We start from the raw sequence: 12,588 nt of genomic DNA on the forward strand, positions 1-12,588 counted from the left end.
CATAACATCAAGTAATGTCATAAGAATTGGCTCCATGATAAAACCGATTTAAACATTTGGAGCATTTTCCCAACTTTACCATAAATAACTCAATAAACAACGGTTCCTTTGCAGAAGCTATATAGCCAAGTCCATGTATACCTGGTAACATCAGGAGAATTACTCTAAGATCATTTGTATTAATGAAAATTAGCATGCAAATTAGAACGTTTAATATTGCAAACATATAACTCACACCAAAGAGCATTGCAGGTCTTGTAAGACCTTTAAATAATTGATTCGTTTGTATGCTGCCAGTAGACATATCTTTAACCTTCTAATAAGAGCTCTAACACTAATACTACATTATTAATTAAAAATCTATTGAAATGAATAGCACTTTAGGTAAGATAATTAATTTAAATTCAATGATTATAAGCTGGCCATTTCAAGAAGCAGAAAAAATACTACAAGAATTCCCTAATAAAAAAGAGATAATATTTGAGACTGGTTATGGTCCCTCAGGTTTACCACATATTGGTACTTTTGGGGAAGTTTTTCGTACCACAGTTATTGCAAACGCTCTAAAAAAAATAGCTCCTAGTATAAAAACCAAAATCATTGCAGTTTCCGACGATATGGATGGTTTGCGAAAAATACCAGATAATGTACCAAATCAGGAAATGCTAAGAGAGAATCTGAACAAGCCATTAACCATGATACCTGACCCATTTGGCACTCATGAAAGTTATGGTCATCACATGAATTCGTTGTTGTGTAAATTTCTTGATTTGTTTGAATTTGAATACGAATTTAGAAGCGCTACAGAGTGTTATAAATCTGGCGTTTACGATGAAAAACTTTTACTCCTGCTGAAAAATTATGATAAAGTGATGGACGTAATGCTTCCATCATTTCGGGAAGAAAGGCAGCAAACTTACAGTCCATTCTTGCCGATATGCCCAAAAACTTCCCAAGTTTTACAAGTTCCAGTAATTGAAACAAATACAGATAAAGGAACAATCACGTATGAAGACCCAAACGGGGAAAAAATAGAAGTTCCAGTGACAAAAGGAAAATGTAAACTGCAATGGAAACCTGATTGGGGGATGAGGTGGGCTGCATTCGGAGTTAATTACGAAGCTCATGGAAAGGATTTGACTCCATCTGCTGTGCTTTCAAGTCAAATATGTAAAATACTTGGAGAAAAGCCACCGCTTTTGTTTTGCTATGAGTTATTTCTTGATAAAGAAGGAAAGAAAATATCAAAATCAAAAGGAAATGGTATTTCAATTGAGGAGTGGCTAACTTATGCACCCACAGAGAGTTTAGCGTTATACATCTTTCAGAGTCCTAAAAAAGCTAAACGTTTATATTTTGATGTGATACCAAAATCAACTGATGAATATTTGGAGTTTGTTAAGCGTTATAATGAAAGTAAAGAAAAGGATGTAAACAGTCCTTTATGGCACATCCACCAGGGTAAAGTTCCAAACGTAGAAACTTCAGGCATAAATTTTTCGTTACTTTTAAACCTGGCAGCAGCTTGTAATGCTGAAAATAAAGAGATTCTTTGGGGTTTTATATCAACTTATGCACCAAACGTTACACCAGAAAGCAACAAAATGCTAGATAGACTTTCGGATTTTGCAGTTAGGTATTATCACGACTTTATCAAGCCAACAAAAGCGTATAAAGCTTCAAACGAAAAAGAGAAAGAAGCGTTACTAGATTTAAAGAACAACCTACATTCCCTGCCTATTACAGCCACTGCTGAAGAGATTCAATCTCAGGTTTTCTCCATCGGAAAAAAATATAATTACAGCAACTTACGCGATTGGTTTCAGTTTTTGTATGAAACATTACTTGGACAAAAAACCGGTCCTAGAATGGGATCTTTTATCAAGCTTTATGGGATAGATAATACAATCGCTCTTATAGAAAGTGCTACTGAACGTACACTTTAGAGTTTACCTTCTTCCATTTGAGCTCTCTAGTTTTATTACTTGACAAACTTTCCCACTTTTCTTATCATATCAATAAGAGTATTTATCCTTGTTTTTGATACGCGCGGTCTCAACGACAAAATTCAGATATTTATTGGCAAATTACATAAAATTATAGCGGCTGCATGTCTTTTTTATTTTTTCTACATTCAGCCAAATCGCGCTTTAAATAAGCGTTAGCATATTATTACAACGCCAATTTACATTATTATAGGGTCAAAACTCGTTACACGGGAATTTTTTTGTCTTTTTTTTATTTAGTAAATTTCTTAATATTCATAGCTAAAGTAATTTTAGAGAGCCAGCACGTGACCAACCTGGTCAGTTTTCTGGATCCCAGTACTGGGATGACAAGAAGAGAGCTGACTTGAATGACACCAAATGGACACTGGAACAGAGGCTACTTTAATAATATTTCACCATGTCATTCCAGCACTTAATGCTGGAATCCAGAAGTTTTTTTGAGCACAAAAGTTATGCTAAGTTTTTCTTGGTAAGAAACCAGTGTCAGCTACTTGAAAAGGAAGAAGGGACTTCTTCCTTCTACTTAACTACACTGTTGTGCCTAACTCTGAAGAAACTTCTGATTGTACATCAACTACCATTTATCTACTTCACTAGGACTTGACGTTGTTTTTGCAGCAATAGCCTCCTTTAACTCATCACAAGGCTTATACACTTCATACGTAATACCACCAGCAACAAGTCCAGTGAATACAGCAGCAGCAACAGCTATACCAATTAAAGCCAATATCGGTAATGCAATACCAGCAGCAAAACATCCACCACCAACTGTTAATGCAGCTATAACACCACAAACACTACCAATCATTATTGATTTATTAGTAGTTTTTACTATATTTTCTTCAGTTTTAGGTACTCTACTTTCAGGCACTAAAGGCTTTTCATTACTTTTACAACTAGATATGCTATCTGCAAGTATTGCTAGCCAATTATCAATTTTAGTTTCTTGCCCTTCATCTTGCTCTTGACTTTTTAATGCTTTTAAAATCTCCTGAAGTTTTTTACGATCATTTCCTTCTACACGAGCAAAAACTTCTTCTAACATATTATTATCTTCACTTGCTTCTAAAATAACTTTGATTTTTTTCTCACAATTAATGAAATTCATAGCATAGCCAAGCGGTGTTAGATTATACTCCGTACCATCTTTTAACTTTTTAGTTATATTTGCAGTAGTAAGAACTTCTTTTTTATCTTCACTTGCTTCTAAAAGAACTTTGATTATTTCCTCAAAATCAATGAAATTCATAGCATAGCCAAGCGGTGTTAGATTATACTCCGTACCATCTTTTAACTTTTCAGTTATATTTGCAGTATTAAGAACTTCTTTTTTATCTTCACTTGCTTCTAAAATAACTTTGATTGTTTCCTTAAAATTATCGAAACTAATAGCATAGCCAAGCGGTGTTAGATTATACTCCGTACCATCTTTTAACTTTTTAGTTATATTTGCAGTAGCAAGAACTTCTTCTAACATATTATTATCTTCACTTGCTTCTAAAATAACTTTGATTTTTTTCTCACAATTAGTGAAATTCATAGCATAGCCAAGCGGTGTTAGATTATACTCCGTACCATCTTTTAACTTTTCAGTTATATTTGCAGTATTAAGAACTTCTTTTTTATCTTCACTTGCTTCTAAAATAACTTTGATTGTTTCCTTAAAATTATCGAAATTAATAGCATAGGCAAGCGGTGTTATATTATACTCCGTACCATTTTTTAACTTTTCAGTTATATTTGCAGTAGTAAGAATTTTTTTTAATACGCCTTTTTTTGTACATTCTTTAAGAAAAGAAGTAATATTCTTTTTATTTTTTATCTCATCCCTTAACGTATTATATAATTTCTTTTGCTCTTCTGTTAAATCTTCGTACCTTGACATATTAACTTCTTCTATAATAAGAAGAATATATTTTAATTATCATATATTTTAGTAATAAAGTCAAGAATTTAATTCACTATCACAAACACTCAAACAAGAAAAAGGGGCTTTTGCTCAAGCGTTTACAGAGTTATTAATCTTCAGTTTCATTTAAATAAGGAAGCAAGATTCGTCAACGTTTCTGTAAGTATCTGCTATACAGAAACGTTGCCACCAATAAAGCCTAAACTTACTAAATACATTTCTGTAGATTCAGATCTACTTGACTTTGGTTTGAAGTATCTTACTGTTTTGAACATTTTTTTTAGCTCATTGCAGAAATCTTTATCAGACTCTCCTTGAAAAATTTTTACTACAAATTTGCCACCATGATTCAAGAAATGCTTTACAAAATTGAGCGCTGCTTCGCATAAGAGCATAATTCTGATATGATCTAACGATTTTAAACCGCAAGATTCTGGTGCCATATCAGATAAAATTACATCAAATTTGTGATCCTTGAATTTTTCTCTTAAAATTTCAAGTTCGCTGATAATATCACACTGTATACACTCTACTCCATTAATTGCGTTTATTGGTTTTATGTCAACAGCAATCACACTCGCTCCTTTCTTAGATGCAACTTGTGACCATCCACCAGGAAAAGCGCCAAGATCAATAATTTTTTGCCCTTGTTGGAGTAGTTTAAATTTATCGTCTATTTCTATTAACTTATATGCTGAGCGCGATCTATAACCGTCCTTATTGGTTTTTTCCACATACTGATCATTCAAATGGCGATGTAGCCATCTTGTTGAAGATAATTTTCTACCTCTAGCTGTTTTTACTCTGGTCTTTATACTAATAACCTACTTATTATTGATTATATCTTTGAGCTCTTTTTCAACTACTTCTTTTACCAATGCATGTAGATACTTATTCAGCCACTCTGAAAGCTGAGGTTTTAAAAGAGATACAACTAATTCTTCAACAGTAAGATCTGCTCTTTTTTGTTGTTTATGCCGTAGTTCGCTTTGCATCTTTTCAAGCAATGTTTTAATTTCCTCCATATTTTCTTTTAAAACTAAATGCTCGTTACTTTGTTCTTGATAGCTCACTTTGTTATTACTCATTTGGATATTATCATACAAATTTTTCTCTTCTGAGTTGTAACTATGGCTATTAAATAGGTTATTCATTTTCTCACTTTGGCAATTATTCTCTTCTTCACTATTTTCTTTTTCTTCGATGTCTTCTGGGTACTCCTCTTCAAGGCATAATACGTCATCATCTTCATCTATTATTTCTGCTCTATCGCCACTTGGATTTTTACCCGATATAGCTTTTTTTATATCTTCTAGTATATCTTTTACAGATTGATTATCGCTCATACCATTAAATTTAAAGGTTTATACTATTTATCATAAAAAGCAAGTTGTAAACACTAATTACATAATTGCTTTTTGCCTGAATTAGATCGGAACGTGCTTTAAATAATTCATCTTCAGTATCCAAAAGATCAGTTGTGCTCTTTAAATTTAAGTTTACTTCTTGCTCAACTCCTTCCAATGCTAAAGCTGCTGCTTTTTCTGCTTCTTGACTTGCTTTAATAATAGCTTTTGCTGTCAGCACGTTATTCCAAGCATTTATAACTGCTTGCTCTATAGTTTTTACCGCTTCGTAATAATCATAAGTGGACTGTTTCGCATCCATTTTAGCTCTACTGAGACCAAAAATATTAACTCCTCTTTTAAAGATCGGAATATCAAGAGTAAAGACAACACTCACATTCTCTAGTAACGTGTCTAATTTTATATTGTCCTTTCCAAAATTTTTACTTGCGCTTAGATTCAAAGAAGGAAGCCATTTGGAACTTTCAGCAATCACTTCCATTCCAGCAGCCCTTTTTTTATAAATTGCTGCTTTTAGGGATAAGTTATTGGTTTTTGCTAACTGTAAACATTCATTTAATTCTGGCATAGAAGGTAGTTTACCATTAGTCTCATAAAGATTATCGGCATCTTCACCAATTAAATGATAGTAAGCAATATTAGCCAGCTTCAACTCACCTTCAGCATCAACTCTTTTGGATATAGAAGATGAAAATTTTGCTTTTGCGAATAAAACTTCAGCATTAGTAACTTCTCCAAGAGAAAAGCGTTTTTTCATAGCTGACAAGTGTTCTAAAGAAACACGTTCTTTATGTTCCCCCAGTTTTAATATTTCTGCCCTTTGTAAAACATTAACATATGCTTTCACAGCGCTGAGTGCAACTTCTTGCTTAGATTGCTGAAATCTAATTTTTGCTGCTTTAAGAAGATAATTTGATCGGCTGAATGTAGCAAAAGTGCCACTACCATCTATTATTCTTTGACTTAATGTTAGATGTTTTCCAGAGTTTTGTAGATTGTTAATAATATTAAAATTACTATCGAAATTATATTGTAAATTAATGTCAGGTAAAAACCCAGCCAATCCGGAAGATTTTAGTTGTTTTTCAGCACTCTTATATTGGTAAAATTGAGACTTTATTTTTGAGCTGTTTTTGATAGCTTTGCTTATAGCTTCCTCCAAATCAATTGCATAGCAACCTATGGTACAAAAAGCAATTACAAATATAATAATCAATCGAAACATTTTGCTTTCTAGCATGTTGTTTAAGTTATTAGCATAAATTACTTTAATAATCAATAACTAATGTTGTTGACACTATCAAGCAACTTAGTATATCATAACCTACTGTTATGTATTGATATATGAAAACTTTTTTCTTAAAAGAGAAACAAATTGATAAAAAATGGCTTGTTATAGATGCAGAAGGATTAGTAGTAGGAAGGCTTGCAGCATTTGTAGCAATGCTATTGCGTGGAAAACATAAACCTGAATATACACCTCATATGGACTGTGGTGATAATGTAATCATTGTTAATGCAGAAAAGGTACATTTTACCGGAAAGAAACTTAAAGATAAAATCTACTACAGGCATACAGGTTATTCTGGTGGTTTAAAGAAAACTACTCCAGATAATATTTTAAATGGCAAATTCCCTGAGCGTGTGATGAAAATGGCAGTAAAAAGAATGCTTGATGATGGTCCTATGGCACGTAGACGGTTTGAAAATTTGTATGTTTATTCTGGTTCAGAACATAAGCATCAAGGACAGCAACCTGAAAAAATAGATTTTGCCTCTTTAAATCGTAAAAATAAGAAATAATGGAGTAAAAAGTGAAAATAAATAATAATGATCAGCCAAAAAAGGCAATGATTGACTCACTTGGTCGTTCATATGCCACAGGTCGAAGGAAAGAATCTGTAGCAAGAGTATGGATGAAGCCAGGAAGTGGAAAATTTAGTGTTAATAAAAAAGATGATTTAATTTCTTATTTTAAAAGAGAATCAGTGTGTCAAATGATTAAAGCGCCATTCATAGTAACTTCTATGTTAGATAGGTATGATGTGTTTGCAACTGTAAAAGGTGGAGGACTATCTGGCCAAGCAGGTGCCTTAGCTCATGGAATAAGCAGAGCTTTAAGTAGTATAAGTCAAGATCTACACTCTATATTACGTAAAGGTGGATTCCTAACTAGAGATTCACGTGTTGTTGAGCGTAAGAAATATGGTCAACATAAAGCTCGGAAAAAATGTCAGTTTTCTAAGAGATAATTGTTTCATAATGGTATTTTTTTGTAAATATTATACAAGTTCTTACAAGGGTTTATGACATTTTCTCTTTTTATGACGAATTTAGTTGACTATTGGCACTAGCATAATATGCTGTTTATGTAATTTTTCAATATTAAGGTAATTTATGAGTAAAGAAGATATAGTAAACCAACTGAGTAAAGAGTGCTCTAGTCAAGGTATAGATATAACAAAAGCTAGTTTAGGTAAGCTTCATGATATTTTTATGGAAATAATCAAGAACGATCTAACCCGTAAAGGTGAAATACGTTTGCATGGAATAGGGACATTCTCTAGTCCTATAAGTAAGGAAAGACAATGCCGTAATCCTCACAGTGGTGTGATGATGACCGTTCCTAAAAAGAAAAGGGTAAAGTTTAAAGCAAGTCAAGCTCTTTCAAGTATTTTAAATACCAAAGAGAAAGTATAAGCTACTTAGATATTGTCATTTTCATCTTTTTAGTTACACTACGTAAGCCATGAAATATAGCCTCGCTGATTAAAGAATGGCCTATATTAAGAGCTGAGATGTGAGGTGTCTCTTTTATTCTTTTAGCATGTTTATAATTTATGCCATGTCCTGCGTGGCATTCTATTCCTAGCTTATTAATGTATTCTGCAGAGTTAGTAATAAGTTTTAATTTTTCTTCTGATGGATTATCACAGTAATCCCCTGTGTGAATTTCTATTATGTCAGGCTTTCTTTCTAGCTTCTCAAGATATTTTAGTTGATTAATATTTGGATCAATAAACAGTGAGATTTTTATGTCAAAGCTATGCATTTCCTCTATTATACCAGAAAGTTTACTGTGCATATTCACGATATCAAGGCCACCTTCGGTTGTTAATTCTTCTCTTTTTTCTGGTACTATACAAATCGAATAGGGTTTTACTTCTTTTGCTATTTTGAGCATTTCTTCCGTAGCTGCAATTTCAAGATTCAACTCAGTGCTAATGTTTTGTTTTAGATTGAATACATCCTCATCTCTGATATGCCTTCTGTCTTCTCGTAAGTGTACAGTGATAAAATCTGCTCCAGCATCAATAGCTATTCTTGCTGCTTCTAATGGATCTGGATAAGAAGCTCCACGTGCGTTGCGAAGGGTTGCAACGTGATCAATATTAACGCCCAATTTCACAATTTACCTCAAAAATTATTTATAAATTATACATATTATTAGATCTTATGCATGTCATTGTTTAATGCCATAGCTGAAAGACAGAGCTAGCAGTTATACCAATTCTCATTGTTGGCAAGTCAAATAAGAAACATTCAAAATTGTTTGATTGTGGAAGTGGAAAGAGAAGTAATAAATTTGCATACACTTGCCCTTTTTTACAGTTAATCTAGTTTATAGAACTACTCGTGGTAATCCAAACAAGATTTTTTCTCATAATCAAGTTATAGTAAACGGGGACAATTTTTCGCATCTAAAAAATTTTAGATTTAGGATTGAAATTAATAAGTGAAATGATTATGTAGTGCATGTATTAGTAAAAGGAGGTACAACATGAGTAATATAGTTCATTAAATAAAAACAATAATCGTGATAATTTTAGTGTAAGAGGGTTACAAAGAGCCGTTGATGACATATTTGATAGCTTCTTTACAGGATAGAACCCAGAGCTTTACAAAAGAGGCAGTAGTCTACTACCAGTTTGTGATTTTTATGAAACAAAGGAAAGCTATTGCCTATCATTAGAGTTACCAGGTATTCCTAAAGAAAGCATAGATATTAGTATATCTGGCGATAGCTTAATAGTGAAGGGTGAAAAAACATGTGATAATGAATCAAAAGATAAGCAGTTTTACCATAAAGAAAGGTACTATGGTTCTTTCTATAGATCTATTCAACTTCCAACAAATGTAGAGCAAGATAAGGTATCTGCCAACTTTTTAGATGGGGTATTGCATGTAACCATACCTAAGTCAGAGAAACACATCAAAAAAATTGATGTAAAGTAACCAGTAAGTAATAGCAGGCTTCTGACCTTGAGGCTTGCTATTTTAATATCTGTTCAGTAGAGTGGCAAAATAAGGTAAACGAGAAAAGACAACTAAATGAGTGTCATGAAAGTAGCTGATACTGGCTCCCTTATGAAGGTGTCATCTTAGCACCCAGACACTGGTTTTTTAATTGAAAATGTTGTCTTGTTTGTGATAAATTTTGCTGGATGCCAGTGTCGAGCACTGGCATGACATTATAGAAGCTGGAATTACAGTGTCAGCTACTTGAATGACAATATTTGCTGTGTAATTTACCTTAAAAAATGAATATTCCTACAGCTACGTGTAAGCTACTTTCATGACACTCATTTAGTTGTCTTTTTTGCCACTTTGCTGAATAGATATGTAAAATATTAACTTAGCAATACAGTTTATTTCAAAAATTATCTATAGATTAGACACACCATTAGATCTTATACATAGTCATTTTTTAATGCCATAGCTGAGAGACGGAACTACTCTGCCTGCTCCCATTACCATGAAACTGTATGATACCAAAGTATAACGGTGTAAAAAATATGAAAAAATACCAATAAAAAAGGTAAAATAACTTTAATAGTTAAAACCATAGGCGCCAGTTGGTTTTTAACTTAAAAATAAAAGTCAAGTATCAGGAATTCTAGACATAAACCCTCCTATATGAATAAAGAGCTAGCAAAAATAAACTTATATATTTTTTGCTGAAATTTGATTATTTGGTGAAAAAACCTGCAGGTGAAGATAGATTTTGGATCCTAAAAAACCTTCATTTTCCACTATAATGAAGCTACCAGAGTCTATCAAGCAATTTTTTATTTAAATTGCTTGCAATCTTTTTATACACTCATCTTTACCAAGAATTACCATGATATCAATGATTCCAGGCGCATCCATTATTCCAGTTATTGGGGCGCGTAATGAGTGGTATATATCGCTCATTTTTATATTATGTAATTTTGAAAATTCCTTAATCTGAGAGGATAAAAAATTCTTATTCCAATCTTCACTACCTACACTCGAAAGAAATGATGCAAGTAACTTAATTACATCGAGGTTAGATTTGACAATTTGCTGAGCTTCTTCACTAAAATCAAGCGGCAGATCTTGAATATAAAACTTTGCTAAATCCAGCAGTTCGGTTAGATAGTTTGCTCTTTTCTTTAGCTCTGTTAGTCCTTGTAATAAATAGTTCTTTTTTATATCACTCAGTTTTAACATCGGAGCAAATGTATTTAAAATATCCAGATTGCTCATGTTACTAATATAATGATTATTTAAATGTTCCAGTTTTTTAAAATCAAGTCGTGCAGGTGAACGACCGATGCTTTCTAAATTAAACCACTCTATTGCTTGCTCATCGCTAATAATCTCGTCATTGCCGTGACTCCAGCCAAGCCTAAGTAGGTAATTACGCATTGCCTGAGGCAATATTCCCATCCTTCCATAATCACAAACGTTTGTAGCATCATGCCTTTTAGATAGCTTATTCCCGTCTTCTCCATGGATAAGAGGTACGTGCGCGAAGCGTGGAACATCAAAATCAAGAGCCTGATATATTAGCAATTGCTTGAAGGTATTAGTGAGGTGATCAGAGCCACGTATAATATCAGTTATTCCAACTGAATGATCGTCAACCACCACGGCAAAAATGTACGTTGGAGTGTTGTCAGAACGTAGAATTACTATGTCATCAAGTTGGTCACTATTTATCTTAACTTGGCCACATATCTTATCTTCAACAACAATATCTTCTGAGTCTGGCACTTTGAAACGGACAACAGGGTTTGCACTTGATGTCGAATGAGTACACTTATGCTTATATATTTTTCCTTCTTCTCTTGCTCTTATTTTCTTCTCCGCAACTTCATTCTCGGGGCAGTAACAATGATATGCCCTACCCTTTTCAACTAAAAGATTTGCAACCTCAATGTGCTGCTCTATTTTTTTTGATTGATATATTATTTCCCCATCATAGTTTATTCCAAGCCATTTTAACCCATCTATTATTGCATCAATTGCTTCCTGTGTTGAACGTTTTCTATCTGTGTCTTCAATCCTCAGCAAAAATTTGCCGCTATGACGTTTCGCATAGAGCCAATTAAATAATGCAGTACGAGCTCCACCAATATGCAAGAATCCTGTTGGTGATGGAGCGAATCTAGTAACTATACCTGGCATATTTGTCTATTGTGATAACGTAACCGATGATAACTAAAATTTGTACTTGCAACAACGTGGAACTATAGTAAATTTGAAAGATTAATTTACATTTATTTTTAATAAACTGCATTGTATAATTTAATATTAGTGAATGCAGTGAGGTGTGTATATGGATAATTTATTTGAAATTGCAAGAGGAGTTATAACAAAAGAGGATGAAAATAAATTTATTGAAGCTTGCAAGAAAAGAGTTGCTTGTGTAGCTAAGCATAGAATTGATGAAAATGGAAACCCATTTCATATAGCAGCAAGTAAAGGAATTCTGTTACCTGCGTTAAAAGAGATTATAGAGTATTTAGAAGAAGATACTGAGAGCAGAGTCAAGAAAGCAAAAGATTGGGAGAAAGTAAAAAGCTTAAAAAAGGAATTTGAGAACAATAAGAAATATATTAAGGAAGCACTCCTCGATAAAAGCTATATTAAGGATGACGGGAAGAAGGTAGTATCACCCCTTTATTTCTTGGACCCTGCAGAGCGGAAGGAAGTTAAGCAAATTGCAGACATAAAATGCAGCTTTATATGTAGTAAAAAGTTTCATCTATGCTTATACATAGTAGGGGCTATAGTGTGTGCTATCGCTATGTGTATATCTTTGTATCTTCTATTTTCGGCTTCTCAATCTCTTGCATTGGCTTCAATAGCAACAATAGCTTCTGGAGGATCTTCATATCTGTTATTTAAGGCATGTAACGAGATATATAGCTTGAATAACGAAAGTACTACATTGACAGATCCTGATGTTATGCAACTTGTAGATGGTGGTTTAGCTCCAGCATGAAGTACTTGCAAGCAATAATATAGAAATTTACTTTCTTAACTTAAGAAA

At 33.1% G+C, this 12,588-nt stretch carries 13 protein-coding genes; 6 read left to right on the forward strand and 7 right to left on the reverse strand.

Features of this window, described 5'->3' with window-relative positions:
* Positions 1-7: 7 nt before the first annotated feature.
* Complete coding sequence (locus ABWU24_RS02830) at positions 8-304, reverse strand: type IV secretion system protein VirB3 (protein ID WP_006015054.1); 297 nt, start codon at positions 302-304, stop codon at positions 8-10.
* A gap of 64 nt (positions 305-368) precedes the next feature.
* Here ABWU24_RS02830 and ABWU24_RS02835 point away from each other — a divergent pair, with 64 nt between their 5' ends.
* Positions 369-1,946: a lysine--tRNA ligase gene (locus ABWU24_RS02835; protein WP_341815482.1), complete on the forward strand. Its 1,578-nt coding sequence runs from the start codon at positions 369-371 to the stop codon at positions 1,944-1,946.
* Between the two features lie 637 nt (positions 1,947-2,583).
* Here the strand turns inward: ABWU24_RS02835 and ABWU24_RS02840 are convergent.
* The 4 genes from ABWU24_RS02840 to ABWU24_RS02855 all read right to left on the reverse strand — a co-directional run bounded on the left by ABWU24_RS02840 (position 2,584) and on the right by ABWU24_RS02855 (position 6,510).
* Positions 2,584-3,894, reverse strand: coding sequence for a magnesium transporter (locus ABWU24_RS02840; RefSeq protein ID WP_353274399.1), 1,311 nt, complete (start codon positions 3,892-3,894; stop codon positions 2,584-2,586).
* Between the two features lie 194 nt (positions 3,895-4,088).
* The gene (locus tag ABWU24_RS02845) at positions 4,089-4,667 is read right to left on the reverse strand and encodes an RlmE family RNA methyltransferase (RefSeq protein ID WP_041581316.1); all 579 of its coding nucleotides are present in this window, start codon (positions 4,665-4,667) and stop codon (positions 4,089-4,091) included.
* Between the two features lie 75 nt (positions 4,668-4,742).
* Positions 4,743-5,264: a PopZ family protein gene (locus ABWU24_RS02850; protein WP_341815484.1), complete on the reverse strand. Its 522-nt coding sequence runs from the start codon at positions 5,262-5,264 to the stop codon at positions 4,743-4,745.
* A gap of 10 nt (positions 5,265-5,274) precedes the next feature.
* Positions 5,275-6,510: a TolC family protein gene (locus ABWU24_RS02855; protein ID WP_353274401.1), complete on the reverse strand. Its 1,236-nt coding sequence runs from the start codon at positions 6,508-6,510 to the stop codon at positions 5,275-5,277.
* A 119-nt stretch (positions 6,511-6,629) separates the two neighbouring features.
* Here ABWU24_RS02855 and rplM point away from each other — a divergent pair, with 119 nt between their 5' ends.
* The 3 genes from rplM (at position 6,630) to ABWU24_RS02870 (ending at position 7,985) form a co-directional block, all read left to right on the forward strand.
* Positions 6,630-7,088: a 50S ribosomal protein L13 gene (gene rplM, locus ABWU24_RS02860; protein ID WP_341815485.1), complete on the forward strand. Its 459-nt coding sequence runs from the start codon at positions 6,630-6,632 to the stop codon at positions 7,086-7,088.
* 47 nt (positions 7,089-7,135) lie between these two features.
* On the forward strand, positions 7,136-7,537 hold the full coding sequence (gene rpsI, locus ABWU24_RS02865) for a 30S ribosomal protein S9 (protein WP_172793449.1): 402 nt from the start codon (positions 7,136-7,138) through the stop codon (positions 7,535-7,537).
* A gap of 145 nt (positions 7,538-7,682) precedes the next feature.
* The gene (locus tag ABWU24_RS02870) at positions 7,683-7,985 is read left to right on the forward strand and encodes an HU family DNA-binding protein (protein ID WP_015587910.1); all 303 of its coding nucleotides are present in this window, start codon (positions 7,683-7,685) and stop codon (positions 7,983-7,985) included.
* Between the two features lies 1 nt (position 7,986).
* On the opposite strand, the gene ABWU24_RS02875 is transcribed toward ABWU24_RS02870, so the two are convergent.
* Positions 7,987-8,694 (reverse strand): pyridoxine 5'-phosphate synthase, encoded by a 708-nt coding sequence (locus ABWU24_RS02875; protein ID WP_341815487.1) that lies wholly within the window; start codon positions 8,692-8,694, stop codon positions 7,987-7,989.
* Between the two features lie 590 nt (positions 8,695-9,284).
* On the opposite strand from ABWU24_RS02875, the gene ABWU24_RS02880 reads away from it, so the two are divergent.
* Positions 9,285-9,521 carry an Hsp20/alpha crystallin family protein gene (locus ABWU24_RS02880; protein WP_326490145.1) on the forward strand — a complete coding sequence of 79 codons (237 nt, stop codon included), beginning with the start codon at positions 9,285-9,287 and terminating at the stop codon, positions 9,519-9,521.
* 837 nt (positions 9,522-10,358) lie between these two features.
* Here the strand turns inward: ABWU24_RS02880 and gltX are convergent.
* Positions 10,359-11,720 carry a glutamate--tRNA ligase gene (gltX, locus tag ABWU24_RS02885; protein ID WP_135353007.1) on the reverse strand — a complete coding sequence of 454 codons (1,362 nt, stop codon included), beginning with the start codon at positions 11,718-11,720 and terminating at the stop codon, positions 10,359-10,361.
* A gap of 151 nt (positions 11,721-11,871) precedes the next feature.
* Between gltX and ABWU24_RS02890 the strand changes: the two genes are divergently transcribed.
* A complete protein-coding gene (locus ABWU24_RS02890; RefSeq protein ID WP_353274402.1) occupies positions 11,872-12,540 on the forward strand; it encodes an ankyrin repeat domain-containing protein in 669 nt (222 codons plus the stop codon).
* Positions 12,541-12,588 lie beyond the last annotated feature (48 nt).

Origin of the sequence: Wolbachia endosymbiont (group B) of Hofmannophila pseudospretella, from assembly GCF_964028515.1 — a bacterium.
In the GTDB taxonomy this organism is placed as follows: Bacteria; Pseudomonadota; Alphaproteobacteria; order Rickettsiales; family Anaplasmataceae; genus Wolbachia.

What these genes read in the sequence shown, in the direction of transcription:
- ABWU24_RS02830 (WP_006015054.1), bottom strand. Translation starts at nt 304, where the DNA reads ATGTCTACTGGCAGCATACAAACGAATCAATTATTTAAAGGTCTTACA.
- ABWU24_RS02855 (WP_353274401.1), bottom strand. Translation starts at nt 6,510, where the DNA reads ATGTTTCGATTGATTATTATATTTGTAATTGCTTTTTGTACCATAGGT.
- rplM (WP_341815485.1), top strand. Translation starts at nt 6,630, where the DNA reads ATGAAAACTTTTTTCTTAAAAGAGAAACAAATTGATAAAAAATGGCTT.
- ABWU24_RS02835 (WP_341815482.1), top strand. Translation starts at nt 369, where the DNA reads ATGAATAGCACTTTAGGTAAGATAATTAATTTAAATTCAATGATTATA.
- ABWU24_RS02840 (WP_353274399.1), bottom strand. Translation starts at nt 3,894, where the DNA reads ATGTCAAGGTACGAAGATTTAACAGAAGAGCAAAAGAAATTATATAAT.
- ABWU24_RS02890 (WP_353274402.1), top strand. Translation starts at nt 11,872, where the DNA reads ATGGATAATTTATTTGAAATTGCAAGAGGAGTTATAACAAAAGAGGAT.
- rpsI (WP_172793449.1), top strand. Translation starts at nt 7,136, where the DNA reads ATGATTGACTCACTTGGTCGTTCATATGCCACAGGTCGAAGGAAAGAA.
- ABWU24_RS02850 (WP_341815484.1), bottom strand. Translation starts at nt 5,264, where the DNA reads ATGAGCGATAATCAATCTGTAAAAGATATACTAGAAGATATAAAAAAA.
- ABWU24_RS02870 (WP_015587910.1), top strand. Translation starts at nt 7,683, where the DNA reads ATGAGTAAAGAAGATATAGTAAACCAACTGAGTAAAGAGTGCTCTAGT.
- gltX (WP_135353007.1), bottom strand. Translation starts at nt 11,720, where the DNA reads ATGCCAGGTATAGTTACTAGATTCGCTCCATCACCAACAGGATTCTTG.